Source organism: Onishia taeanensis (assembly GCF_900100755.1).
Lineage (GTDB): Bacteria > Pseudomonadota > Gammaproteobacteria > Pseudomonadales > Halomonadaceae > Onishia > Onishia taeanensis.
This window is the reverse complement of record NZ_FNCI01000010.1, coordinates 37341-60988: the sequence shown is the minus strand read 5'-3', so window position 1 is coordinate 60988 and position 23648 is coordinate 37341. Positions and strand designations below refer to the sequence as shown.

The following is a 23648-nucleotide window of genomic DNA, read 5'->3' as shown; positions in this document are numbered from 1 at the left end:
CGGCCGGATCCGCAGCGGATCCGGCCGGTTTTTTTGTTAGCCAAGCAGCAGCGGCGAGCGCTTAGAGTTTGACCAGCATCTTGCCCCGGTTGGCGCCCTCGAAGAGCTTGAGGAAGGCGTCGGGGGTGCGCTCCAAGCCTTCTTCGATGGTTTCCTCATAGTCGATCTGGCCACTGGCCACCTGCGGGCCGACTTCTTCGAGGAAGGCGGGATAGTTCGCCCAGTGATCGAAGACGATGAAGCCTTCCATGCGGGCACGGCGGATCAGGATCATCGCCAGGTTGCCCGGCCCGGCGCTTGGCGCCTCTTCATTATAGCGGGCGATCATGCCACAGACGGCGATCCGTGCACCGACCCTCAGATTGTTCAGTGCGGCTTCCAGGCAGATGCCACCGACGTTCTCGTAATAGACATCGAAGCCCTCGGGGCAGGCCTCATTGAGCGCTTCGGTCAACTGGGCGGCATTCTTGCCCTTGTAGCTGACCGCCTTCACGCCCTTGGACTCTAGCCAATCTAACTTTTCCTGGGAGCCGGCGATACCGACTACGGTGCCCCCCTTCGCCTTGGCCAACTGCACGGCGAGTGAGCCCACTGCGCCAGCGGCACCGCTGACTAGGACGTTGTCGCCTTCCTGCATCTCGGCGATGCGATTGAGGCCGGTCCATGCGGTCATGCCCGGCATGCCAAGCACGCCCAAGTAGGCCTGCTCCGGCACCTCGAAGGCGGGCAGCGGCTCGAGCTGATTGCCCGGCAGTTGGGCGATATCGCGCCAGCCCGCCATATGGCGAACCTTGGCGCCCACCGGAAAGTTCGGGTCGCGAGACTCAATGACCTCGCCGACCGCGGCGCCTTGCAGCGGTTCGTTCAGTTCGAACGGATCGATGTAGGTCTTCACGCCGCTCATTCGCCCCCGCATGTAAGGGTCGACCGACAGCCAGGTGTTGCGCACCCTAACCTCGCCGTCGGCCAAGGCGGCAAGCTCGGTCTCGTGCAGCTCGAACAGCTCCCGCGCCGGGGTGCCCTGAGGGTGATCGGTGATGGTGATATAGCGGCTTTGCATCGGCTGTCTCCATGAAAGTGGTCGCTTTAGGGTGACGAGCGTCATGTGGCAACGCCTGTGGCTCACCCAAAGAATGTCCACAGGTTAGTGCACTGTCGTCATATCAATCCAATGCATGTTGGTTAATCATGCTATGCATTTAAGTGATATCGTTGGCCCTTGAAGCCGCTAGCGCCATCCCCAGCCCCCTCATGGAGTTCGCATGCAACTCGCCGATCTTGCCCGTCATGACCTCAATGCGCTGGTTACCCTGCATGCGCTGCTGGATTCGCGCAGTGTGTCGCGGGCCGCCGAACGCCTCAACTTGAGTCAGCCAGCGGTATCGCGGACCCTGGCCAAGCTGCGCCAGGCGTTTGATGATCCCTTGTTCGTTCGCACCCACCGCGGCCTGCGTCCCACGGCCCGCGCTGAGGCGCTTGGCCCCCCCTTGGCGAAGCTGCTGCAGGAGCTTGGTGCGCTGCTGGCGCCGCCAACCTTCGATCCGGCCAGTACCACCCGGCGATTCAATCTGGCCAGTACCGACTATGGCATGCATGCCTTTCTGGCGCCTCAATGGCGGACGCTTAAGGAGGAAGCGCCGCATCTGCGCCTCGAGGTCGAGAGCTATCGTGGCAGCATCGAGCACCAGTTGGACGAGGGCGGCCCCGAGCTTGCGATCAGCGTGCCCGGCGAGCGTGTGCCGGCGAGTGTGCATGGTCGCGAGATCGGCGCCGACCGCTTCGTCTGCGTGATGCGCGAGGAGCACCCGCTGGCCGCCAAGGAAGCGCTAGATCTGGACGACTTCCTGGCCGCCGATCACCAACTGGTCAGCATGGGCGGTGACGACCGAGGCGCGGTGGATCTAGCGCTGGAGCGCGAGGGCCTGGCACGTCGGGTCAGCCTGCGACAGCCGCACTTCCTGGCGAGCTTTTCTACTACCCAGCACAGCGACCTGCTGCTGTGCGTGCCGGGCTGCCTGGCGGCCAGCGTGATCGATCACTGGCCCCTTGCCCTGCGCGCCCTGCCACTCGAGGTGTCCGCCTTCTCTTATTGGCTGGTTTGGCATGAGCGCCATCACGCCGATGCCGGCCATGCCTGGCTGCGCGAGCGGCTGTTCCATGGCCTGACGGCGCGCTACCGAGTACTCAGCGAGCGTCTCGATCCTTCATGATGCCTATCGAAAAGCACGCGTGTTTTTCCTCCCCCTTCACATGCCTATCTACGTGGCGAAACGTTGATCGACTTAGCCTTGTCCCTTCGTTGCAACTGCGCATACTCTCAGGAGCATGAGATTAATAAAACGAAATAATGACAAGGAGTCACCGTGGATCTGGCAACCTTAATTGGTCTTGTAGGGGCCGCCTTGATGGTCGGCTTGGCGGTCTTACTCGGCGGGACAGCGTCGATTTTTTTCAGTCCGCTGTCGCTGCTGATTGTTTTCGGCGGCAGTCTGTGTGTAGTGCTGGCCAAGTTCAGCCTGTCCGAGTTCAAGGATGCCTTCAAGGCCGCGAGCCGCGCCTTCAAGTTCAAGCTGCCGAGCACCGAGCAGAGCATCGACGAACTGGTCGGACTGTCCAAACTTGCCCGCCAGAAAGGCTTGCTGGCACTGGAGAGCGAGGAGGTCAGTAGCCCCTTCCTGAAGCAGGGCCTGCAGATGTTGGCGGACGGTTACGATGACGAAACGATTCAGGTGATCTTGAAGAAGGAAAGGCTGCTGACGCTGGATCACAATGAGTCGGGGGCGAATGTGTTTTCGGCCTTGGCAGAAGTCGCCCCGGCGATGGGCATGATCGGCACCCTGATTGGCCTGGTACAGATGCTGACCAACATGAGCGACCCGGGCTCCATTGGCCCCGCCATGGCGGTGGCACTGCTCACCACGCTTTATGGCGCCATGCTGGGCACCATGGTGGCCAGCCCCATCTCCGACAAGCTGGCCCTGCGCATGACCCAGGAAGCCCGGATGCAGTCGCTGTGGACGGATGCGCTGCTGGCCATCAAGCACGAGCGCAATCCGCGCGTGGTAGAGCAGATGCTGCGTCTTTATCTCCCGCCCAAGCGTCGCGAACAGAGCGACGGCGAAGAGCCTGGTGACGAGAGCATCGAGGCGGTCGACAATGGATGAGCGTCCGGTACGCAAGAAGGCCGGTGTTCCTGGCTGGGTAGTGACCTTCGCTGATTTGATGTCGCTGCTGATGTGCTTCTTCGTCCTCTTGCTGTCATTCTCGGAAATCGATGCCCAGCGATTCGAACGGCTGGCCGGAGAGCTTGCCGAAGCCTTCGGGGTGCAGCGCGACGTGCCAGCCAGCCAGATCCCCATGGGTACGAGCCCGGCCTTGAAATCGTTTTCGCCTGGGCGTCCGACGCCATCGCCGCCCGATACGATCGAACAGAGCACCACCTCGCGGGAGCGTCACCTCGACACGGGCAGTTCCCAGGAGGGCCGAGAGTCTAGCCAGGCCGTGCAGGTGGCGAACAAGGTTGAGGCCATGCTCGAGGGTTCGGCGATGAAAGAACGCATGCAGGTCAAGACAGAGCGGCAGCGCGTGGTCATCCGCATCGACGAGCAGGGCACTTTCGCCTCGGGGTCAGCTAGCGTCTTGCCACCATTTCGCGATCTGCTTGATGAGATGGCCACGGCGCTCGTCGGTCTGCCTGGCATCGTTTCAGTGGATGGTCACACCGATAGCGTGCCGATTAGCGACAGTCGCTATAAAAGCAACTGGGCGCTGTCCGCCGCCCGCGCCTCGTCGGTCGCCACGGCCTTGTTAGCAAACGCCGAGTTGGCACCCGAGCGATTCATGGTTCGAGGTTTCGCCGCGACTCGTCCGCTGGATACGTCTGAAACGCCTGAGGCTCACTCACGCAACCGGCGGGTCGAGATCACCATCGACCTCAGCGAGTCTCCCGTAGCGTCCAGCCGAGCCAAGCTTGAGTCCCTGTCGCAGGACGCTTGATCCCTATGGCTAGCCAGTAGGAGACGGTTGCCTAGCTGGCCGGGTCGACCAGCCCGTTGAGAGAGGCATTGCGGCGGAACCAGCCGGCGATGCTGGCCCGCGGCAGTCGGGTCGGCAGTACCTCGTGGGGCACCGTTTCCGAAAGAAAGCAGACGAAGGTCCCGGCCTCGGGGCGGATACGGGTAAGCTCGTGCCCCGGCTCGGAAGGATCGAATATCGCCATTTCACCGCCGCCGTCGTCGGGCCAGTCCGAGTTCAGGTAGAGCACTGTCGAGACCACTCGGTTGGCGCGGCCGCGAAAGCTGTCGACGTGTTTCTGATAGAAGCTACCCGGCGGATAGTGGGCGAAATGCGCCTCGAACTCGAATAATCCCAGGTAGAGCTCGATATTCAGGGCGTGCTGCAGGCTATTCATGGCAGAGAGGTACTGGCGTTGCGGCAGGCTTTCCCGGTTAAGCCAGTGGATGGCATCCCCGCGAATATCACGGCGCAGTTCATGAGCCTCACCGCGTCCGATGCCGGCGTCGCGCAGAGCGTCGCGCGCCGCCAGGTCAGTCAACTCGTGCTGCAATGCACGGCAAAGGGCCGGGTCGATGAAGCCTTCGGCTACGCACCAGCCGTGCTCGACCAGGCCATCGACCAGGCGCGTCAGGCCAGCCGGGTCGAGCAGGGGGGTATCGGAGATCATGGCGCACTCATACGACGTTCGGGGCGGTAGCATAGCGCTCCCGCTGGGCGTTCGAACAGGCTGATCGGCATCGCGAAGCCTTCCGCTAGAAGCTCCACCAGCATCATCGCCGAGAGCCCCCAGATCACGTGGTCATCGTCCTTGGCCTCCTGCTCACGGGGATCCAGAGCACTGGGCAGCCCAGCATCGGGCGCTCTGTCGTTCGGTTCTCTGCCGCTCGGCCCTCTATCGCTTGGAACCCTGTAGCTTGGAACATAGTAGTCGCGTCCGTCGACCCGGATCACATCGGTATGGGTACGCTTGTCCTCGAGGAAGTGCGTCAGCGGCACCTCGAAGATGGCATCGAGCTCGCCAAGTTCAGGGACCAGCGTTAGGTCGGCAGGAATCAGCCCCACATAGGGGGTAACGCGAATGCCGTGTAGCGAAATGACATCGCTGAGGCGGCCGAGCAGCTGTACCCGGTCAGGGGGCAGGGCGATCTCCTCCTCCGCTTCGCGCAGCGCGGTATCCAGCAGGTCGTTGTCGCCGTGTTCCCACTTGCCGCCGGGAAAGGCCACCTGGCCGCTGTGCTGTTTTAGATGGGCGGCGCGGCGGGTGAACAGCAGCGTCGGTTCCGGGCGATCCACGATTGGCAGTAGCACCGCAGCACGGGGCATCTTGAGGGCCAGCCGTTGTGGCACATGTGCTTGCAGGCGATCGCGAAGATTCTCTAACATGGGGCTTCCACAGGGTTTATCTCCTTGTAACCAGCCCCCGTCAGAGCGTCAAGTGGGCATCCCACAGGCCGCGTGAGGACCGTCATGAATTTCTGCAGCCAGTGCGGGCAAAATGTCCGTTTTGCCATCCCCGAGGGCGATGACCGCCCGCGCTATCTGTGCGATGCCTGCGGTACCATCCACTACCAGAATCCGCGTATCGTTGCCGGCACTCTGCCGGTGAGTGGCAGCAAGGTATTGCTGTGCCGGCGGGCCATTGCGCCGCGCAAGGGCTACTGGACGCTGCCGGCTGGCTTCATGGAAAACGCCGAGACCACGGTTGAGGCAGCGGCCCGTGAGACCCGTGAGGAGGCACACGCCGAGGTCGAGATTCATGATCTCTATACCCTGATCAACCTGCCGCACATCGACCAAGTGTTCATGATCTTCCGCGCCGATCTTGCCGGCGGCTTCAGTGCCGGCCCCGAGAGCCTGGAAGTGGCGTTGTTCGAAGAGCACGAGGTGCCCTGGGACGAGCTGGCCTTTCCGACGATTGAGCGCACCCTTCACCACTACTTCAATGACCGGGTCGGCGAGCATTATCCGCTGCATATCAGCGATATCACGCCCGAGGATCGCGAACGTTACTTTGGTAGCGCCTGATCGTGGTTGGGGCTTGAGGCTACCCCTGCCGGGATTCACGGCCGGCCCTGCGGCGGGCCTGATCCGCTGTCCTTCTTAGCGCTTTTCCAGCGAACTTAAGGTGTCACTCGCCTGGGCTTACTAGCCCGGCCAGTGCAGCAGCAGCGCGATCACCGCGAAGTGCGCCGGATACCAGGCAAGCCATAGCCGCCGTGGCATTGAGTAGATGACTCGCGGCACCCAGCGCCAAGCACCGGCGGCCAGCAGTACCACGCTCAGGCAGGTCGCCACGGTGACCCCCTTGGCCATCTCGGAGCTGTTCATCAGGCCGGCGTTGAGCAATACCGGCAGTGCGGATGCCGCCGCCGCCACGCCGGTGAAACGGCCTGCGTCTGAGCGGGCGACACCGGCGAAGGCCAGCATGTAGAGCGGAATCATCACCAGCCCCTGGTGGCCGTATTCTACCCAGTCTCCCAGCACCCACCAGGCAAGTCCCAGCATGATCAAGATCGTGAGCGCAATCCCTGTGGGCATCGAGGCTTTTTGAGGCTGATCGAATGGCCTGTCGTGGCTGGTAGTGGACTGAAAGGCTCCACCGTTAAAAGGCGAATTCTGGCACACCAGATCACGGAGCAAGGTGCCGGCCGCAAGCCCCGCCGCCAGGGTGAAGCAGATGTTCAACTGAAAGCCGTCACGCGGCATGGTCATGTAGGGCAACTGGGCGGCCAGGCCGATGATCAGGATGCGCTTTGCATAGCGCAACGGGTTTCTGGTGTTGAAGAGGCCGTGCCAGGCCACCATGGCGGAAAACAGCGGGAAGGCAATGCGGCCGATCGACGAGCTCGCCCAACCGGCGTCCCAGCTGTCGGGCAGCAGATAGCGGGTGATGTGGTCCACGGTCATGGTGATTAGCGCCAGCCACTGGCCCCAGCCGGTCCAGTGAGACATCATCGCTCGCTCGGCAGGTGCTTGCCCAGTGCTGCGCTGGCCGCCCGTGGCTCGACTGTTCGCGGCCCGACCGTCCGCGGCTCGATGGATATCCTCAGGCACGGTGACGCTCATCGTCGAAGGTCGCCATCAGCTCGCTGCGCACGTCGTCTACCCAGGCACTGGGTTTCATGTAGACCCAGGCGCTGTGACGCTGGCCTTGATCGTCGGTGATCGCCAGCCGGCGACGTCGATAGCCGTCGTGATCATTGATGCGCTCGAGGCAATCGAGTGCATCGAGGGTTTGATTATCGACCCGGTAGAGCTCCCCCGCTACCAGATAGCCCTGGCCCCTGGCTTCGACCAGCACCGGCCGAAAGTCTTCACCATGCAGCACCAGCGGATAGGCATCGCAGGTCGTGCCAATATCGACGAACTCGGCATCGGCGAGGTGGTCCGCATGATTCCTGAACCCTCGCTTCAGTGTTCCGTAGACGAACATCAGGTGAGGCATGGCGGCTCTTCCTTGTGCGTAGTGGAGCATGTACTGGCGGCCCTTGTGCCCGATCCATATTACGCCTGTCAGCCACCGGCGCGCACCTGTTGCGTCGCGGCGACCGTCGGGTCGGCGTGCACGTAAAGCGACCTTGGGCCACTGGTCACTAAGGCATTGCACCTGCGCCCGGCGGGATGATCCCGCCGGGCGCGGCCAGGGCGTCGATGGCTTACTGGGTGGTGCTGCCAGACGCTTGCGAGGTGCTAGGCTCCTGCATCTCGGTAGCTTTCTCGTCGATCTCCTCTAGGCTGGCGTTCGAGGCCTCGCTCGGGAGCGTTTCGGCCTCGGCGTTCTGCTCTGCATTCTCCTCGGGTTCGAGCATTTCTTGCTGGGCTTCCTGCAGGCTCTCGTCGCTGGATGTGCCGCTGGATACCGGCTCCAACACCAAGGTGATGGGCTTAGTTTCGGCATCGGGGCCGACTTCGATGGCGTGGCGCTCCTGGGTGGTCCAGCGCAGGGTGCCGTCGGCGTCATACAGGTTCGCTTGGAGACTGTAGGCGTGGTCGGCATTAACCGCCGACGCATCGTAGTCGAGGGTAAATTCCACCGGCTCGCTGGCCTTGGGAATCACCGTGGTTTCGCTGATTGGGTCAGCATCCGCCTTGGCAACGTCTTGAAGGCTCACCGTTACCTCCGCTTCCTTTGGCAGCGGCGTCTCGGTGGCGAAGAACTCCAGCTTGCCTTGCAGGGTCCGGCGGGCCTGTTGCTTGGATTCCTGAGCCTGCTCAGTCTCCTGGGACTGTTCGGCCTGGTTGGTCGTCTCGTTTTTGGCGGCTTGCTCGCTGTCGTCTCCGCTGTCGCAGCCGGCCAGGATCAGCGTGCCGGTGAGAGTCGCTGCAATGACAAGATAACGTTTCAGCTTCATGGTGGTTCTCCCTTGGCATGGTGACCTTGAAAGGTGTGTCGGCCGCGATACCTGCAACCGCATCACCATGATCTTAACAAGGCAATGCGCAGGAAGGGTGAAAGCGGCTGTCGCCCGGCGGCGACGCTGACTTCGCCGCTCCCATACTCGGTCAGCTGTAGTGGTTCCGAGGGTGTCCGCGAGAAGGGGCGCTGCCGTCAGCGCTGTATCGCTCCAAATGCTCGGCTATTGCCCGGCTGGGGCGGCCGTCAGGCTTGGGCGGTGCCCGGCATGAAGCAGCCGTAGACCGTTGGCCACCACCAGCAGGCTGGCCCCCATGTCTGCGAAAACCGCCATCCACAGGGTCGCATGACCGCTGAAGGCCAGGGCCATGAAGACGGCCTTGAGACCCAGGGCGATAGCGACGTTCTGCATCAACACAGCGCGAGTGGCCCGTGACAGCTTCAAGAAAGTGGACAGCTTGCCCAGGTCGTCGTCCATCAGCGCCACATCGGCGGTCTCGATGGCCACGTCGCTGCCGGCGGCGCCCATGGCGAAGCCGATGTCCGCCCGAGCCAGCGCTGGCGCATCGTTGATGCCGTCGCCCACCATGCCGGTCACGCCATCTTTGGCGTGAGCCTCGATGGCGGCCAGTTTGTCTTCGGGCAGCAATTCGCCGCGGGCTTCGTCGATACCGGCTTCGGCGGCGATGGCGGCAACGGTGTGGCGGTTGTCACCCGATAGCATCAGGGTACGCACCCCGAGCTCATGCAGCTTGCCAATGGCCGAGAGGCTGGTGGGTTTCAAGGGATCCTGAACGGCAAACAGCGCCAGCACGCGGGTCGTGTCGCCGAGCATCACTACGCTGCCGCCCTGACGCTCCAGCGTCTCCAGGCGAGCTTCGAGGGCGTCGCTTTTGAGGCCGCGTTCGGCCAGTAGCCGACGGTTGCCAAGCCACAGTGAGGCGCCTGCTAGTTCACCTTCCACGCCCATCCCCGGGCGTTCCCGAAAGGCATCGACAGCCTGCTCCCCGGCATAGTCGGCAAGCTCAGCATGGATGGCCCTGGATACCGGGTGCGTCGAGCGTGCGGCGAGGCTGGCTGCCTGGCAGGCAAACCGTGCTCGGTTCGTGTCGGCTGGTCCGCTGCTCGGCTGGTCGTTCGGATCATCATCCACTGCGCTCCAGTGGGTCAGGCGAGGCTGACCCTGGGTCAGCGTGCCGGTCTTGTCTAGGGCCAGCCAGCGAAGCGCGCGGCCTTGCTCGAGAAAGCGGCCGCCCTTGATCAAGATACCGGACCGGGCGGCGGCGGAGAGCCCACTGACGATGGTCACCGGTGTGGAAATCACCAGCGCACAGGGGCAGGCGATGACCAGCAGCACCAGCGCCCGGTAGATGCCTTCGAGCCAGGTGACCTGCATGGAGGTCAAGACTCCCAGCAGGGGCCAGGCCAGGGCGGTGAGCACGGCGATGATCAGCACGGCCGGCGTGTAATAGGCGGCGAAACGGTCAATAAAGCGTTGGGTAGGCGCACGGCTGGCCTGCGCTTCTTCCACGGCATGAATGATGCGGGCGAGGGTGGTGTCGTTGGACGGCCGAGTGGTTCGATAGTCAACGTCACCCTGGCGGTTAATGGTCCCGGCGAAGACCGTTTCGCCTGGCCCTTTGTCCCGGGGCAGGCTCTCGCCGGTGATCGGCGACTCATCCAGCGTTGGCTGGCCGCGTATGATCTCGCCATCCAGAGGCAGGCGTTCGCCGGGTAGGACACGGATCACCTGACCCACGGCGACGGCGTCTGCGGCCACTGTCTTCCATTCGCCGTTTGGCATCTGGCATCGCGCCTTGTCCGGGGCGGTATCCAGCAGGTCGCGAATGGCCCGGCGGGCGCGGTCTAGCGAGTGGGCCTCGATGCGTTCGGCCAGGGTGAAGAGGACCATGACCATGGCGGCTTCCGACCAGTGGCCAATCAGCATCGCACCGGTCACCGCCACGCTCATCAAGGCGTTGATGTTGAGGCTGCGGTGGCGAAGCGCTACCCATCCCTTGCGCCAGGTGGGCAGGCCGACCAGGCCGATGGCGGCAAGCGCCAGCAGCGCTGAGAGCCAGGTCGCGGCGGCGGCACTGGTCCAACCCGCCAGTTCCGCTCCCAGCGCTAGAGCGGTGGCCACTAGCAGCTTGCCCCAGCGGGCGCTGAACGATTCTGGCACGGCTTGTGAGCCCTCAGCGGTGCCGTCGGCATCGAGGGGTTGAGGCGTCATGCCCAACTCACTAACCCTTGCTGCCAGGGCATCAGGGTCGCCATCCATATGGTGGATGCTCAGTACCCGAGCCATCAGATCGAAGTCCAGAGCGACGACTCCGGGCGCCTGGGCCAGTGCCTTGCGCAGCAGCGCCTCCTCGGTGGGGCAGTCCATTTCCTCTATGCGCAGACGCAGGGTCGTGGCGCCTTGCGGTGCACTCGGGGGCTTTTTACTGACTTGGTCCGCTGTTGGCGCCCCGCAGCAGCCGCCAGCGGCATGGCCATGGCTTGGGGCTGAGTGATGCTGATGATCATGCTGGTGGGAACGGTTTTGAGAACGTCCGTGAGCGGGCTGGTGGTCATGTTCATATGTGTGATCACTGGGCATCGTGAACTCCTCGGGTCATCGCTTGCTCCATGACAAACCCTATAGGCAGTATAGGGTCAAGCCTTGCAGGGGCCCCCATCATGGCCCCTCATTTCAGCCCCTTATTCCAGCCAGGAGAATCTGACCATGAAGATCGGTGAGCTGGCAAAGCGCAGCGGCTGTCGCGTCGTCACCATCCGCTATTACGAACGTGAAGGGCTCTTGCCCGAGCCCGCCCGTACGGCAGGTAATTACCGGACCTACGGCGAAGTCCACGCCGAGCGATTGGCTTTCATCCGGCATTGCCGGGTGCTGGACATGACCCTGGACGAGATTCGTGCCCTGTTGGAGTGCCACGACCACCCGGAGCAGCCTTGCCACGAGGCCGACGCCCTGATCGATGCTCACCTGACCCACGTGGCAGAGCGTATTGCCAAGCTGCAGGCCCTCGAGCAATCGCTCGTGGCACTGCGGGCGCGCTGTCAGGGCCAGCGGCCTGCCAGTGAATGCGGCATTCTCAAAGAGTTGGCTCGGCCACCGGAAGACGAGGCGGGGTTGGTTTCGGGGGAGGGGGGCGTTCATGTGCCGGGGACGCACCCGCCCCGGATGCATCCGAGGGTCTGAATGGCTACCCAGGCGACAGGGCATTGGCTAATTAAGGCACCCCGACTGCATTCGCACGGCGGGTAGCTAACAGAGAGGATTCGACCTCTCATCTTGATAAAAGTGCACGAGCTGTCGCATTAAGGCCCCTTTTGTTCGTATTTAGTGCCAGAGTGCTGCGAGCTTTGTGAGAGGTTCTAAAAGAGTTTGCCAACCAAGAGAACCTGAAATGAAAAAAACAATGATGGTGACAAGCATCTCCCTGGCCCTGATGGCGACCGCAACCCAAGCCTGGTCGGATGTTCGGACACTGAAATTTCACAGCGGGTTGGCGGAGTCGCGCCCTGAGGCGGCATCGATCGAGCACTTCGCCGAGCTGGTCGATGAGTATTCAGATGGCCAACTGCAGGTCGACGTCTACCATGCAGGGTCGCTGGGTCTGAAGGAAGCCGACATGCTGCGCATCATGCAGCGTGGCATGGTCGACATGGCCCTGATGTATGGGGAGTACTATAACCGCGATGCGCCGGAAATGGCCTCGGTCTACGCTCAGGGCGCCATCACCGAAGCGGAGCAGCACCTCGACATCCTACCTACCCTGCGAGAGCTGTATCGCGAGGGTTATGCCGACTGGGGCATTCATACCGTAGGCGGCGTCGTCGCACCGGTCTTCGATGTGGGCCTGCACTGCAAGGAGCCGGCCAACACTCTCGAAGGGCTGCGCGACAAGAAGGTGCGGGTCTGGTCGGGCCACCTCGTCGAGACCTTCGACCGCCTCGGTATTTCGGCCCAGGTGATTCCACAGAACGACATGTATCTGGCGTTGCAGACCGGGGTCGTGGATTGTGCCTACTATCTCTCTACCGTGGCCAAGACCGTTTCCCTGCAGGAAGTGACCGACTACGAGGCCTACCTGCATCCCTGGGCGGCGTCACCCTGGATGTTCGGGGTCAGCGATCGGACCTGGAACAGCCTGGACGAGCAGCAGCAACAGATCCTGACCCGCGCCGGCGAAGAAATCTGGGAAGAAACCCGCGCGAAGGCGGTGGATCCCGAGCGCGAGGCCGCTGCTCGCGAGGAACGCGAAGCCATGGGTATCACCGTGCTGCCGGCATTCTCGGACGAGGACGTACAGACCTTCGTGGATGCGGCCTGGGAAGCCTGGCATGAAATGGCCAGCAACGCGGGTGAAAAAGGCCTTCGTTACTACGACACCGTGACCGGTGAACTCCAGAGCGATTCCCAGTAAGCCGTCATCGAGAGAGGCATTTGATGAAAGTCTTGTCTACCTGGTTGGACAGGCTGGTATACGGGGTATTCCTGATAGGCGTATGTGGAGGGGTGTTCATGACCGGCCTGGTGCTGGTCAGCACCCTGATGAGATATCTGGCCGGAAGCCCGATCGGTTTTTCCGATGAGCTTTCCGGCCTGCTGTTCTTGTCCCTCTCGTTTCTGTCGCTTCCCCACGTATTGAATACCAGTCAGCACATTCGCATCGACTTGCTGGTGCGGACCCTTTCCCCGCGGCTGGCCGTGGCGGCCGATATCTTCGCCAATGGGATCTTCATCGCCTTCGCGGCGATCTTCGCCTACGAGGCCTGGGACTTCATGACCTTCTCCATGCAGATCGGCTCGCGTTCCGAGATCAGCGGGGTGCTGCTGTGGCCCTGGATGGCGCTGATGCCGCTGTCGATGCTGCTGTGCATTCTGATTGTCGTGAGAAACGGGCTACGCGGCCTCTTTGGCCGCGATGCGTCATCCTTGGAGGGTCAGTCATGAGTTGGGCGATTCTGAGTGCCGGCCTGCTGGTCTTCTTGGGCAGCGGCGCCGTTCTGGGGGCGGCCCTGGGCTTGACCGGCTTCATTCTGCTGCATTTCCAGGCTGGCGGTGCCTCGGCGCTGGCGATCAACTCGGCCTGGAACCTGCTGACCGAGTTCACGCTGAGCGCGGTGCCGCTGTTCATCTTTTTGGGCGATATCCTGTTGGCCAGCGGGGTCTCCACCCGGGTCTACAACGGCCTGACGCCGCTGTTTCGGCGCATTCCCGGTCAGTTGCTGCATACCAATATCGCGGTCTGCACCCTGTTCGGTGCGGTCAGCGGCTCTAGCACCTCCACCGCGGCGGCGATCGGTTCGGTGGGCTATCCCGAACTGAGCAAGCGTGGCTATTCGCCAAGCATGATCGTGGGCACCCTGGCGGCGGGGGGCACCCTTGGGCTGCTGATTCCGCCCAGCCTGGCGCTGCTGATCTATGGGGCGACCCAGAACGTCTCGATCGGCAAGCTATTCCTGGCGGGCATGCTGCCTGGCCTCTTGATCGCGCTGGCGTTCTTCGGATGGATCATGGTGCGCGCGAGCCTCGGCTCGCCGGTGGCACCGTCGCGGGAAGAGAAGATGGACTGGGGCGCGGTGGGCCGTGGCCTGCTGGAGGTCTGGCCCCTGCCGATCCTGATCTTCTTCGTACTCGGCACCATCTATATGGGCATCGCAACGCCGACCGAGGCGGCGGCCTTGGGCGTGACGGCCAGCATCGTGCTCGGCCTGACCTGGGGCGATCTCGACATGCCGAAACTGTGGGGCGCCTTCAAGCATGCGTCGATGATGTTCGGTGCCATCGCCATGATCCTGATCGGTACCGTGATTCTGTCCCAGGCGGTGAGCCTGCTCGGCCTGCCGCGGGCGGCCGTCGATGCCATCTCCGGGCTGGGGCTGGATCGCTATGGCGTCCTGATGATGATCGTGCTGGTCTACCTGCTGCTCGGCTGCTTCTTCGATGGCATTTCTCTGCTGCTGATGACCCTGCCGATTACCTTCCCGATGATCACCAGCCTGGGCTTCGATCCCGTCTGGTTCGGCGTCATCGTCACGCTGCTGATGGAGATCGGGATGATCACGCCGCCGGTCGGGCTCAACCTGTTCGTGCTCTGCTCCATCACGCACAACGAGGTGAGCCTGCCCGATGCCGCCAAGGCCTCGCTGCCTTACTGGTTGATCCTGCTCGGCGCCGTGGGCATCTTCACCGCCTTCCCCGAGCTGATTCTGTGGCTTCCCAGCATGCTGTAGTCGGATACCCTCGGCGGACACGCCGGGGGTAGTTCGCAGTCCCATACTCGGCGACACTCTTCCTAGTCAGCGCGGCGTCTTTGTCAGTGCGGTTTCTCTGCGACGTCGCCTGCCCGGCCGCGCCGGTCCCCCTTTCAGCTACACGACACGCAGGTCCGTTCGAGATGACAATGCTCGTCGGGTATACGTCATGGCGAAAAGCGCCAGATTCTATAGTCCGCTGATCAGCAAGAACAGGGCCTTCATTGACATGGGGGACGGCGAGGCGGCGATCGTCGGCAAGCGACGCATTGCCTTCGTGCTGTTCGATCATTTTTCCCTGATGGCCTTCACCGGCGCCTTGGATGTCCTGGTGACGGCCAACCTGGTCAAGGCGCCAGTGCAGTACCACGTCATGGTCGTGAGTATCGACGGTCGTCGCGCGATGAGTGATCTGGGAATCGAGGTGGCCGTGGATGGGGCCCTGAGCGACCTTCGCGAGGAGACGCTTGACTGTCTCATGCTGTGCGGTGGCTATCGTCTCGCCATGCGGTCTTACCCTTGTCTCACTGCCAAGCTGCGGGCCGCGGACTATGCGGGTTGCCTGCTGGGAGGCCTATGGAACGGCGCCTACTTCATCGCCGCAGCCGGGCTGCTCGACGGATACGAGTGTGCCTTTCATCCCGATGGCCGAGCCATGATGGCGGAGGAGTTTCCTGGCGTGACGATCTCGGCGCAGAACCATGTCGTCGATCTCGAGCGGGCGAGCTGCGCGGGGGCCAACAGCTCGCTGGACATGATGCTGTCGATCATTCGCCGGGACTGTGATGCGGCCTGTATCGCCGCCATCGAGGAGGTGCTGAGCTGTGACAAGGCCCCGAAGGCGCTCGATATCTCGGCGATCAGCGTCGACCAGGACCTCACGCTGCCACCGTCACTCAAAAGTGCGCTCGAGCTGATGCATCACAATATCGACGAGCCGCTACCGGTCGGCGAACTGGCGGCCTGCGTCGGGGTCTCGAGGCGCCAACTGGAGCGCCTGTTCGGCAACTGCTTGAAGACCACGCCGGCGCGCTATTATCTGGAGCTGCGGCTGACCCGGGCGCGACAGCTAGTGCAGCAGACCAACAGGAACCTCGCCGACATTGCCGTGGCGACGGGCTTCGTCAGCATCTCCCACTTTCGGCGCTGCTTCGGCCAGCTGTTCGGGATGTCTCCCGGGCGTTTTCGCAAGGCGTCGCGGAAAGACTGAGAGTGCCGGCCCCAAACGAAAGCGGCCCCTGCTGACAGGGGCCGCGATGCATCACAGGACGGATGACGTCGGAGGCTTACTTGGCCTCGAAGTAGTCGCTGTAGATTTCTTGGTAAGTGCCGTTGTCCTTCAAGGTGGCAAGCGCCTCGTTGAAGGCGTTCGCCAGCTCTTCGTCGCGCTGGCGGAAGGCGATGCCGAAACCGTCACCGAAGTACTCCTTGGGCTCGGTGATCATTTCGCCGATGACCTTGTAGTCGCCAGCCTTGCTGTCGATCAGCGTGGCCTTGCCTACCGGGAAGTCGAGGAAGACGATGTCCAGACGGCCGGCATCCATATCCAGCACCATGTCGTCGGCGGTGGCGTAGCGGTTCACGTCGGCCACGTCGCCGAAGTTATCGGTGACGTAGTTGTCCTGCAGGGTGCCGCGCTGCACGCCGATGGTCATGCCTTCCAGCGTCTGCGGGTAGGGCATTTCGATGTCGCTTGCGGCCGGGGCGAACCAGGCAGAGGGCGGCGTGAAGTACGGGTCCGAGAACAGCACCTGCTTGCGGCGATCGTCGTTGATGGTCATGGACGACATGATGGCGTCGTACTTGCGGGCCATCAGGCCGGGAATGATGCCATCCCAGCCCTGCACGACCCACTCGCACTGAATGCCGATCTCGGCGCAGAGCGCATTGCCAAGCTCGATGTCGAAGCCGGTCAGCTCGCCATCGGGTGTGCGGAATTCCATTGGCTCGTAGGGCACGTCGACGCCGATGCGGATGTCGCGGACGTCGGCGTTGGCGCTACCGGCGAAGAGAGTGGCGCCGATCAGGCTGATGCCGAGGATTGTCTGGATCTTCATGGAGGATGTCTCCGTTATTGTAGTGAATCACCTTGTGGGTGATATCCGCCGCCCAAGATAGCGCACCCAGGGGGCGTCCGGAAGGGGAAAGCAGGCGCAATATCGTCCTGCTCTCCAACGCTTGTTTGACGCTAAGCCGTTATTGTCCCGACGGTTTGAGGTGCACCAGCAGGCGCTTCTCAAGATAGCGGAACAGGTAGAGGATGCTGAAGGTCAGGCACAGATAGATCGCCGCCACGAACAGGAAGGCATCGAAAGGCGCGTAGAAGCGCGCATAGACGAAGCGGGCCGCCCCGGTCAGGTCCATGATCGTGACCACGCTGGCGATGGCGCTGGCATGCAGCATGAAGATCACCTCGTTGCCATAGGCCGGCAGGGCGCGGCGGAAGGCGCTGGGCAACACGATGCGCCGCATCATCAGCCACCAGGACATGCCGTAGGCGCGGGCCGCCTCTATTTCGCCGCGGGCAGTGGACTTGATGGCGCCACGGAAGATCTCGGTGGTGTAGGCCGCAGTGTTCAGCGTGAAGGCGATCAGCGCCGGTACGAAGGGCTTCTCGAGAATCACCCACAGCCAGGTGTCCTGAATGCCGTCGATGAAGACGACCCCGTAGTAGATCAGGTATAGCTGCACCAGCAGCGGCGTGCCGCGGAAGACGTAGCAGTAGAAGAAGATAGGCAGTTGGATCCAGCGGTGTTTCGAGCCGCGCCCGATGGCCAGCGGCACCGCCAGCACCAGGCCGATGACCAGCGACAGGAAGACCAGCTGGACGGTAGTGACCAGGCCTTCGCCATAGTAGGAGAGGGTCTGCAGGGTGAAGATGGTGTTATCGGCCAGCAGCCCCTGGATCCATTGCGTTAGCGATTCCATTAGTTGCTCTCCCCGAAGCCGACGTCATAGCGCTTCTGCAGCTTAGCGAAGCCCCACTCGGAGACGCTGGCGATCAGCAGATAGATGGCGGCCACGATCAGCATGAAGGTGAAGGGCTCGCGGGTGGCCTTGGAGGCCTCGGCGGCCACGCGCACCATATCGGAAAGCCCGATGACCGACACCAGCGCCGTGGTCTTGAGCAGCACCATCCAGTTGTTCGACAGGCCCGGCAGCGCATGGCGCATCATCAGCGGGAAGCGAATGCGCCGGAACATCAGCCAGTTGGTCATGCCATAGGCGCGACCGGCTTCGATCTGACCGTTATCGACCGCCATGAAGGCGCCGCGGAAGGTTTCGCCCATGTAGGCACCGAAGATCAGGCCGATGGTCAGTACCCCGGCCACGAACTCGTTGACGTTGATGAAGATGTCGATATCGAACTGGTAATAGAGCCAGTCGGTAACCTGGTTGATACCGATCTGGCCGCCGAAGAACAAAAGCATCATCAGCACCAGATCCGGCACGCCGCGGATGATGGTGGTGTAGAGGGTGCCGATGCGGTGCAAGATCCAGCTACGCGACATCTTCGCGCTGGCGGTGAGCAGGCCGAGTATCACCGAGAGAATCAGCGACAGCACCCCTAGCTGGATGGTGATCATGGCGCCTTCGAACAGGCGCGGGCCGTAGCCATGCAGGTCGATCATGTGTGTCTCCTTGTCCCGAGGCGGCGCATCAGTGCTTGGGTGCCAGGAACTGCTTGAGGCGCTCGGACTTGGGATTGCCGAGCACCTCATCGGGCGGGCCGGCTTCTTCGACCTGGCCCTGGTGCAGGTAGATCACTTCGGTGGAGACATCCCTTGCGAAGGCCATCTCGTGGGTGACCACGATCATGGTGCGGCCTTCCTTGGCGAGGTCGCGCATGACCTTGAGCACGTCGCCGACCAGCTCTGGGTCGAGTGCCGAGGTCGGCTCATCGAACAGCATCACCTCTGGATCCATCGCGAGCGCCCGGGCGATGGCGCCGCGCTGCTGCTGGCCGCCGGACATCTGCGCCGGATAGTAGTCGGCACGCTCGGCAAGCCCAACCCGCTCGAGCAGCTCCCGGGCATGGGTGATGGCTTCCTGGCGAGATTTGCCGAGCACATGGATCGGCGCCTCGATGATGTTTTCGAGCAGCGTCATATGGGCCCAGAGGTTGAAGCTCTGGAAGACCATCGACAGCTTGGCGCGCATGCCCACCACCTGTTTCCAGTCGGCCGGCTCGCGTCCGTGCTTGGTCATCTTGAAGCGGATGTCCTCGCCGTGGACGATCAGGTCGCCCTCGTCGGGCTGTTCGAGCAGGTTCATGCAGCGCAGGAAGGTGCTCTTGCCGGAGCCGGAGGCGCCGATCAGGGTGATGACATCGCCCTTCTTGGCCTTGAGCGACAGGCCTTTCAGTACTTCGGTGTCACCGAAGCGTTTCTTGATATTACGTACTTCCAGGGGAATAGGCGTAGCGGCCATGGATTCGAGCTCCAGTGCAGGGGGCCTCGTGCCGGGGACGACGGCAGGGCAGGGAATCAGCGTGGCTGGCGCGAAAAAAGGGGCGATTCTACCAGCCTACGAGCGGCGTTTCAGAACCGATCTCGGTTGGCGTGCTACGACTTTTGTCTGGACGAGGGCTGTGGGAGAGCATAGGGAATTCCTCTAACTTTTTGTTTTAATAAATATAATTCTAACGATTCTGAGTCGGGCGTTTGTGTCGCCGCCTATCGGTCGTCGCCGGCAGGCTTGGATTCCGAGGCCATTGATCTTTGGCCGGGATCATGCGGGCGGCGCCACCTCGACGACCAGCAGTGCGGCACGCGCGCCTATTTCAACCTTGGCATTGGGGAAAACTACCCGCTGCGGGTGCTCTCCGACCACATAGTCACCGGCCTTGGCATCACGGGCGAGACATTCGCCGGGGCAGAACTCGTTGAAGTTCGGTGTGGCCTCATCGAAACATAGGACGAAGTCTTCGGATTGGCGCATGAGCTCGTGCTCGACACGGAAGAAGTGCATAGCGTTGGCCGGCGCCCCCGGCGGCTCGTGACCTTCGGTCAGCGCCTCGAGCAGGGCGCGCATGGGGCGTAGGGCGCCGAGTTCATTGTCGCCGAAAGGGGCGACGCGCCCCAGTTCCAGGGTAAATGCCTGAGTGCCATGATAGTGGCGCGAGTAATGAGAGAAGGTCCAGCTATGACAGTGCTGGTGGAGAACGGCCTGGATGCCGGCCCGGGACAGCCACTGCCACTGCGAGGACTCGGTGGTCACCTGCTCGGTGAAGGGTTCGACCGCGAAGCGCGTATAGCGGCTGTCGCGGATCGCCGTATGCAGGTCGAAGTGAAGCGCTGGCAGTGTCGCGTGGCGGGCGAAAAAGTCATCCACGGCGGCCATCAGGGTGCGGGCCCGGTCCGGCTCCTCACCGCTGGCGGTAAGGTTACGTTTGAACAGCCGGTTCAGGTTGGTGGTGATGAAGCGCTCGCCGGCCCGCAGCGCCGGAGGATTGCCGATCAGTATCAGCACTGGTGCCCCAAGGCGAACCAGCCCGGCCTCGAGCCGGGCGAGCAGCTCACCGACGAGTTCTACCGGCGCCGTCTCATTGCCGTGCACCGCAGCCGATAGCACGCAGGCTCGGGCATCGGGCAGCGTTTGATTAGGCGTGAGCTCGAGAATGCCGGGGCCGTGAATCCGATAGTGGCCGAAGGGCAGGCGGCCATGGTCGCTTGATGGCGCGACGTCATCGAGCAGTTGATCGAGCCAGTTATCCAGCATAAGGGGATCCCGCTTGGCGAGCACGGCGCTCGGTAAGGGCGTTTATAGTGGTCAGCGTCGGCTGACAAGACGCGGGAGCGAGCGAGTGAAGAGTCATTGAGGCGCCTGCTTGTCGAGTTGTTGTCATGATAGCCGTCATAAGGCGGTCGCCAGTTAACGCCCACCTTCCGAATCCATTGCGATGGCGGCAAGGCCGGACGTCGAGCTGATGAAAATGACCGGTGCGATCGTGAAAGCCCAGGGATCTGCAGACGAGGCGGGGAAGGGTGAAAAGCCAGGCGTCCTGTGCGGACTGCCTGGCTATTGCATCATGGGGCTGGCATGACAGGCTTCACGCTCAGATGCCGCGGGCGCCCGTATAGATCGTATAGATCGATTGGCTGGCGGTCATCAGCAGCCGGTTGCGGTCATCGCCGACAAAGCAGACGTTGGCGCAGACTTCCGGAAGCAGAATGCGACCGATCAGCGCGCCATCCGGCGCAAAGATGCTGACGCCATCGACGCCTTCCCCGCCGGATGTGCCGACCCAGAGGTTGCCATCCGTATCGACCGTCATGCCGTCATAGCCTTCACTTTCACTGGCCACCAGACGGTGCGCGTCTTCGAGACGCTGGCCATCGTCGGCGAGGGTGAAACGATTGATGGTGGCGGGCTGGTCGGGATAGTGAGAGGGCGCGGTATCGGTCACATAGAGCGTCTTGCCATCCGGCCCCAGGGCAATGCCGTTGGGCTTGTAAAGCTCCGTGGTCAGTACCTTGGGCTGGTCCATGCCGTCTTCCCAGTAGTAGACGGCCGTATCCAGCTCCAGTTCGCGACGATGCCCTTCGTAGTCGACGTGAGCGCCATATCCCGGATCCGTGAAGATGATCCCGCCATTCTTCAGGGTCACGAGGTCATTTGGGGCGTTGAGGCGCTTGCCGTTGAACTGATCGGCCAGCACGCTGACGCTGCCGTCCCATTCATAGCGTACTAGCCGCGCGGGTGAATGCTCACAGGCCACCAGTCGCCCCTGGGCATCGAAGGCATTGCCGTTGGAATGGCCGACTTCGTAGCGCAGTACGCTGACCTGGCCGGTGGCCTCGTCCCAGCGCATTTGGCGTGCCCTGGGAATATCGCTGAACACCGCATAGCGACCAACGGCATTCCAGGCCGGCCCCTCCAGCCAGAGTCCGCCGCTCCAATGGCGTTCGAGGGGTGAGTTGAACAGCTTGTAGCGATCGAAGCGCTCATCGAGAGACTGCCAGGCCTCGATCGGATAGCGCGATGGTGGGGCGTCGGTAAGGCCTCCTGCCATGAGAGTGGGGGCGGCCATGGCGGCGCCTAAGGCGGCCGAGCCAGTGAGAAACTGGCGCCTACCTAGCTGGTGTCCGAGAAGTCGTGTCATGAGCTGTTCCTTTGCTGTGAGTGAATCGAGGTTGCCGGTGCCATTTCTAGCGTATGTTGAATCCTTATTTTCGTATGTCAGACATTGTGTGTAGTCAGCGATCTGTTGGCTGGGTAGTGCACGTAAGACGAAAGGTTAAAGATCCCTATGCCATGCGCCGATATTGCCTCTTGCAGCAAACCTTAGGACGCAAGCACTAGGAGCCATTCGGGCTCAGGGTGAAAGGGAGTATCAATGAGATGAGTACGAGTGGAGCAGTTGCCTTGCACGATGCGTCGCATGCCGACACAGGGGCGTCAGCGGCATCAAGGGGAAGGTCCGTCAGAACGACGAAGTGGACACTCAAGCGCAAGATGTGGCTGACGCTTGCCCTGATGTGGGTGGTGATGATTGGCATCGTCTTCAGCATGGCGTTGCAGAACCGAGACGTGATGTATGAAGAACGCCAGCAAGCCCTGTCGAGCACCATCGGCATGGTGCACACCCTGCTAGACGGCTACGCCGGGCGTGTCGAGTCCGGCGAGTTGAGTACCAGTGAGGCCCAGCAACTGGCGGTCGATGACCTGGATGCCATGCGCTTCGGGGCCAACCGCTCAAACTATGTTTTCGTGTTCGATGAGCAGGCCGATATCGTCTACCACCCGCGTCGGGATGCGGGCTCCGACATGAGTGATTATCAGGACCCCAAGGGGGTGGCGGTGTATCGCGAACTCGCGACGCTTGCGGGCCAAGGCGGGGGCTTCTTGCACTATCACTCCTTGCGTAGCAAAGATGATGGCTCCTCCCTGCTCTCCAAGGTTAGCTATGTCGAGCGGTTCCAGCCCTGGGGCTGGAATATGGCGGCGGGGGTCTATACCGATGACATCCAGGCGGCCTTCTACAAGAAGCTAGGCCAATACACCATCATTCTTCTGATCGCCGGTGGTGCCCTTACGGCCGCCTTTCTGCTGTTGATTAAAAGCGTATACCGCAGCCTGGGCGGAGAGCCGAAGCTGGCAGCAAGCGTCGTGAGTCATATTGCCCAAGGAGATCTGACCCAGCCCACAGCGCTGCGCCAGGGTGATGAAAGCAGTCTGATGTATGAAATCGAACGCATGCGTCTGGAGCTCTCTGCGATGATCGCCAGGATTCGTCAGTCCAGCGAGTCGATCGATACGGGAACCAGTGACATTGCCCAGGGCAACAATGACCTTTCCGCGCGAACCGAGCAGCAGGCGGCATCGCTTGCAGAAACCGCCTCGAGCATGGAAGAGCTGACCGCTACCGTTCGACAAAATGCCGAAAATGCTGGGCATGCCAGCCAGCTGTCCTCTCACACCACCGAGTCGGTGGCTAGCGGCCAGAAGACCATTTCTCAGGTGGTGACGGCGATGGGGGAGATTCGCGAGAGCTCCGAAGAGATCGCCAACATCATCACCATGATCGATGACATCACCTTCCAGACCAATCTGCTGGCGCTCAATGCCTCGGTCGAGGCGGCAAGGGCCGGTGAGCAGGGGCGCGGCTTTGCCGTGGTGGCCAGCGAAGTGCGTAACCTGGCCGGTCGTTCGGCCAGTGCCGCCCGGGATATTCGCACCCTGATCGAGCGGTCGACGGGGCAGGTGGAGTCGGGCGTGAAGCTGGTCGACCAGGCCGATGCCGGCATGGTCGATATCCGTGACAGCGCCCAGAAGGTCACCGACCTGATGAAGGAAATTTCGGCGGCGTCCAATGAGCAGTCATCGGGCATCGAGCAGGTCAACCAGGCGGTCAGCCAGATGGATCAGGTCACCCAGCAAAACGCGTCACTGGTGCAGCAGGCAGCCGCTGCAGCGAGCTCGCTGGAAGCCCAGTCAGCGGATCTCTACAGGACGGTCGGCCACTTTCGCGTGCCCGCCAACGCCTGATACGCAAGCCTCTTGATTC

23 protein-coding genes are annotated in these 23648 nt (G+C 62.3%); 10 read left to right on the top strand and 13 right to left on the bottom strand.

Annotated elements, in window-relative coordinates:
* Positions 1-61: 61 nt before the first annotated feature.
* Positions 62-1060 carry an NADP-dependent oxidoreductase gene (locus BLR71_RS12370; RefSeq protein WP_092526811.1) on the bottom strand — a complete coding sequence of 333 codons (999 nt, stop codon included), beginning with the start codon at positions 1058-1060 and terminating at the stop codon, positions 62-64.
* 202 nt (positions 1061-1262) lie between these two features.
* On the opposite strand from BLR71_RS12370, the gene BLR71_RS12365 reads away from it, so the two are divergent.
* From BLR71_RS12365 to BLR71_RS12355, 3 genes are all read left to right on the top strand, one after another.
* Complete coding sequence (locus BLR71_RS12365; RefSeq protein ID WP_092526808.1) at positions 1263-2210, top strand: LysR family transcriptional regulator; 948 nt, start codon at positions 1263-1265, stop codon at positions 2208-2210.
* A gap of 153 nt (positions 2211-2363) precedes the next feature.
* The gene (locus BLR71_RS12360; RefSeq protein WP_092526804.1) at positions 2364-3164 is read left to right on the top strand and encodes a MotA/TolQ/ExbB proton channel family protein; all 801 of its coding nucleotides are present in this window, start codon (positions 2364-2366) and stop codon (positions 3162-3164) included.
* Complete coding sequence (locus tag BLR71_RS12355) at positions 3157-3996, top strand: flagellar motor protein MotB (protein ID WP_092526801.1); 840 nt, start codon at positions 3157-3159, stop codon at positions 3994-3996. Before BLR71_RS12360 ends, BLR71_RS12355 begins: the two co-directional genes overlap by 8 nt.
* Positions 3997-4027: 31 nt before the next feature.
* Here BLR71_RS12355 and BLR71_RS12350 read toward each other — a convergent pair whose 3' ends face one another.
* Complete coding sequence (locus tag BLR71_RS12350) at positions 4028-4684, bottom strand: 2OG-Fe(II) oxygenase (RefSeq protein WP_092526798.1); 657 nt, start codon at positions 4682-4684, stop codon at positions 4028-4030.
* Positions 4681-5400, bottom strand: a complete 720-nt coding sequence (locus BLR71_RS12345) for a CoA pyrophosphatase (RefSeq protein ID WP_092526795.1) — start codon at positions 5398-5400, stop codon at positions 4681-4683. Before BLR71_RS12345 ends, BLR71_RS12350 begins: the two co-directional genes overlap by 4 nt.
* An 84-nt stretch (positions 5401-5484) precedes the next feature.
* On the opposite strand from BLR71_RS12345, the gene BLR71_RS12340 reads away from it, so the two are divergent.
* A complete protein-coding gene (locus tag BLR71_RS12340; protein ID WP_092526793.1) occupies positions 5485-6042 on the top strand; it encodes an NUDIX hydrolase in 558 nt (185 codons plus the stop codon).
* Between the two features lie 120 nt (positions 6043-6162).
* Here BLR71_RS12340 and BLR71_RS12335 read toward each other — a convergent pair whose 3' ends face one another.
* The 4 genes from BLR71_RS12335 to BLR71_RS12320 form a co-directional block, all read right to left on the bottom strand.
* A complete protein-coding gene (locus BLR71_RS12335) occupies positions 6163-6972 on the bottom strand; it encodes a TraX family protein (RefSeq protein ID WP_092526962.1) in 810 nt (269 codons plus the stop codon).
* A 91-nt stretch (positions 6973-7063) separates the two neighbouring features.
* Positions 7064-7462 carry a gamma-glutamylcyclotransferase family protein gene (locus BLR71_RS12330; protein WP_175491672.1) on the bottom strand — a complete coding sequence of 133 codons (399 nt, stop codon included), beginning with the start codon at positions 7460-7462 and terminating at the stop codon, positions 7064-7066.
* A 211-nt stretch (positions 7463-7673) separates the two neighbouring features.
* Positions 7674-8369: a YbaY family lipoprotein gene (locus BLR71_RS12325; RefSeq protein ID WP_175491671.1), complete on the bottom strand. Its 696-nt coding sequence runs from the start codon at positions 8367-8369 to the stop codon at positions 7674-7676.
* Between the two features lie 225 nt (positions 8370-8594).
* Entirely contained in the window at positions 8595-10760 is a 2166-nt protein-coding gene (locus tag BLR71_RS12320) for a heavy metal translocating P-type ATPase (protein WP_245696440.1), read from the bottom strand.
* 339 nt (positions 10761-11099) lie between these two features.
* On the opposite strand from BLR71_RS12320, the gene cadR reads away from it, so the two are divergent.
* From cadR to BLR71_RS12295, 5 genes are all read left to right on the top strand, one after another.
* Positions 11100-11576 carry a Cd(II)/Pb(II)-responsive transcriptional regulator gene (gene cadR / locus BLR71_RS12315; RefSeq protein ID WP_092526781.1) on the top strand — a complete coding sequence of 159 codons (477 nt, stop codon included), beginning with the start codon at positions 11100-11102 and terminating at the stop codon, positions 11574-11576.
* A 220-nt stretch (positions 11577-11796) separates the two neighbouring features.
* The gene (locus tag BLR71_RS12310; protein WP_245696439.1) at positions 11797-12804 is read left to right on the top strand and encodes a TRAP transporter substrate-binding protein; all 1008 of its coding nucleotides are present in this window, start codon (positions 11797-11799) and stop codon (positions 12802-12804) included.
* 98 nt (positions 12805-12902) lie between these two features.
* Positions 12903-13334, top strand: coding sequence for a TRAP transporter small permease (locus BLR71_RS12305; RefSeq protein WP_245696438.1), 432 nt, complete (start codon positions 12903-12905; stop codon positions 13332-13334).
* A complete protein-coding gene (locus BLR71_RS12300) occupies positions 13331-14617 on the top strand; it encodes a TRAP transporter large permease (protein WP_092526772.1) in 1287 nt (428 codons plus the stop codon). Before BLR71_RS12305 ends, BLR71_RS12300 begins: the two co-directional genes overlap by 4 nt.
* A 190-nt stretch (positions 14618-14807) precedes the next feature.
* Positions 14808-15848: a GlxA family transcriptional regulator gene (locus BLR71_RS12295; protein ID WP_092526769.1), complete on the top strand. Its 1041-nt coding sequence runs from the start codon at positions 14808-14810 to the stop codon at positions 15846-15848.
* 76 nt (positions 15849-15924) lie between these two features.
* Here BLR71_RS12295 and BLR71_RS12290 read toward each other — a convergent pair whose 3' ends face one another.
* The 6 genes from BLR71_RS12290 to BLR71_RS12265 form a co-directional block, all read right to left on the bottom strand.
* A complete protein-coding gene (locus BLR71_RS12290; protein WP_422730778.1) occupies positions 15925-16695 on the bottom strand; it encodes a transporter substrate-binding domain-containing protein in 771 nt (256 codons plus the stop codon).
* 139 nt (positions 16696-16834) lie between these two features.
* Entirely contained in the window at positions 16835-17566 is a 732-nt protein-coding gene (locus BLR71_RS12285; RefSeq protein ID WP_092526766.1) for an ABC transporter permease, read from the bottom strand.
* Positions 17566-18270, bottom strand: a complete 705-nt coding sequence (locus BLR71_RS12280) for an ABC transporter permease (protein WP_092526763.1) — start codon at positions 18268-18270, stop codon at positions 17566-17568. Before BLR71_RS12280 ends, BLR71_RS12285 begins: the two co-directional genes overlap by 1 nt.
* Positions 18271-18298: 28 nt before the next feature.
* Positions 18299-19069 (bottom strand): ABC transporter ATP-binding protein, encoded by a 771-nt coding sequence (locus tag BLR71_RS12275; RefSeq protein ID WP_092526760.1) that lies wholly within the window; start codon positions 19067-19069, stop codon positions 18299-18301.
* Positions 19070-19369: 300 nt separating this feature from the next.
* Positions 19370-20359 (bottom strand): succinylglutamate desuccinylase, encoded by a 990-nt coding sequence (locus BLR71_RS12270; RefSeq protein WP_092526757.1) that lies wholly within the window; start codon positions 20357-20359, stop codon positions 19370-19372.
* 337 nt (positions 20360-20696) lie between these two features.
* Positions 20697-21743 (bottom strand): SMP-30/gluconolactonase/LRE family protein, encoded by a 1047-nt coding sequence (locus BLR71_RS12265; protein WP_092526754.1) that lies wholly within the window; start codon positions 21741-21743, stop codon positions 20697-20699.
* Between the two features lie 353 nt (positions 21744-22096).
* Here BLR71_RS12265 and BLR71_RS12260 point away from each other — a divergent pair, with 353 nt between their 5' ends.
* Entirely contained in the window at positions 22097-23629 is a 1533-nt protein-coding gene (locus tag BLR71_RS12260; protein ID WP_092526751.1) for a methyl-accepting chemotaxis protein, read from the top strand.
* Positions 23630-23648: the final 19 nt, after the last annotated feature.

Bases quoted from the DNA above. Each gene is read 5' to 3' on its own strand.
- BLR71_RS12370 (WP_092526811.1), bottom strand. From the start codon at position 1,060: ATGCAAAGCCGCTATATCACCATCACCGATCACCCTCAGGGCACCCCG.
- BLR71_RS12365 (WP_092526808.1), top strand. From the start codon at position 1,263: ATGCAACTCGCCGATCTTGCCCGTCATGACCTCAATGCGCTGGTTACC.
- BLR71_RS12355 (WP_092526801.1), top strand. From the start codon at position 3,157: ATGGATGAGCGTCCGGTACGCAAGAAGGCCGGTGTTCCTGGCTGGGTA.
- BLR71_RS12350 (WP_092526798.1), bottom strand. From the start codon at position 4,684: ATGATCTCCGATACCCCCCTGCTCGACCCGGCTGGCCTGACGCGCCTG.
- BLR71_RS12345 (WP_092526795.1), bottom strand. From the start codon at position 5,400: ATGTTAGAGAATCTTCGCGATCGCCTGCAAGCACATGTGCCACAACGG.
- BLR71_RS12340 (WP_092526793.1), top strand. From the start codon at position 5,485: ATGAATTTCTGCAGCCAGTGCGGGCAAAATGTCCGTTTTGCCATCCCC.
- BLR71_RS12335 (WP_092526962.1), bottom strand. From the start codon at position 6,972: ATGATGTCTCACTGGACCGGCTGGGGCCAGTGGCTGGCGCTAATCACC.
- BLR71_RS12330 (WP_175491672.1), bottom strand. From the start codon at position 7,462: ATGCCTCACCTGATGTTCGTCTACGGAACACTGAAGCGAGGGTTCAGG.
- BLR71_RS12325 (WP_175491671.1), bottom strand. From the start codon at position 8,369: ATGAAGCTGAAACGTTATCTTGTCATTGCAGCGACTCTCACCGGCACG.
- BLR71_RS12320 (WP_245696440.1), bottom strand. From the start codon at position 10,760: ATGGACTGCCCCACCGAGGAGGCGCTGCTGCGCAAGGCACTGGCCCAG.
- cadR (WP_092526781.1), top strand. From the start codon at position 11,100: ATGAAGATCGGTGAGCTGGCAAAGCGCAGCGGCTGTCGCGTCGTCACC.
- BLR71_RS12310 (WP_245696439.1), top strand. From the start codon at position 11,797: ATGATGGTGACAAGCATCTCCCTGGCCCTGATGGCGACCGCAACCCAA.
- BLR71_RS12305 (WP_245696438.1), top strand. From the start codon at position 12,903: ATGACCGGCCTGGTGCTGGTCAGCACCCTGATGAGATATCTGGCCGGA.
- BLR71_RS12300 (WP_092526772.1), top strand. From the start codon at position 13,331: ATGAGTTGGGCGATTCTGAGTGCCGGCCTGCTGGTCTTCTTGGGCAGC.
- BLR71_RS12295 (WP_092526769.1), top strand. From the start codon at position 14,808: ATGGCGAAAAGCGCCAGATTCTATAGTCCGCTGATCAGCAAGAACAGG.
- BLR71_RS12290 (WP_422730778.1), bottom strand. From the start codon at position 16,695: ATGAAGATCCAGACAATCCTCGGCATCAGCCTGATCGGCGCCACTCTC.
- BLR71_RS12285 (WP_092526766.1), bottom strand. From the start codon at position 17,566: ATGGAATCGCTAACGCAATGGATCCAGGGGCTGCTGGCCGATAACACC.
- BLR71_RS12280 (WP_092526763.1), bottom strand. From the start codon at position 18,270: ATGATCGACCTGCATGGCTACGGCCCGCGCCTGTTCGAAGGCGCCATG.
- BLR71_RS12275 (WP_092526760.1), bottom strand. From the start codon at position 19,069: ATGGCCGCTACGCCTATTCCCCTGGAAGTACGTAATATCAAGAAACGC.
- BLR71_RS12270 (WP_092526757.1), bottom strand. From the start codon at position 20,359: ATGCTGGATAACTGGCTCGATCAACTGCTCGATGACGTCGCGCCATCA.
- BLR71_RS12265 (WP_092526754.1), bottom strand. From the start codon at position 21,743: ATGACACGACTTCTCGGACACCAGCTAGGTAGGCGCCAGTTTCTCACT.
- BLR71_RS12260 (WP_092526751.1), top strand. From the start codon at position 22,097: ATGTGGCTGACGCTTGCCCTGATGTGGGTGGTGATGATTGGCATCGTC.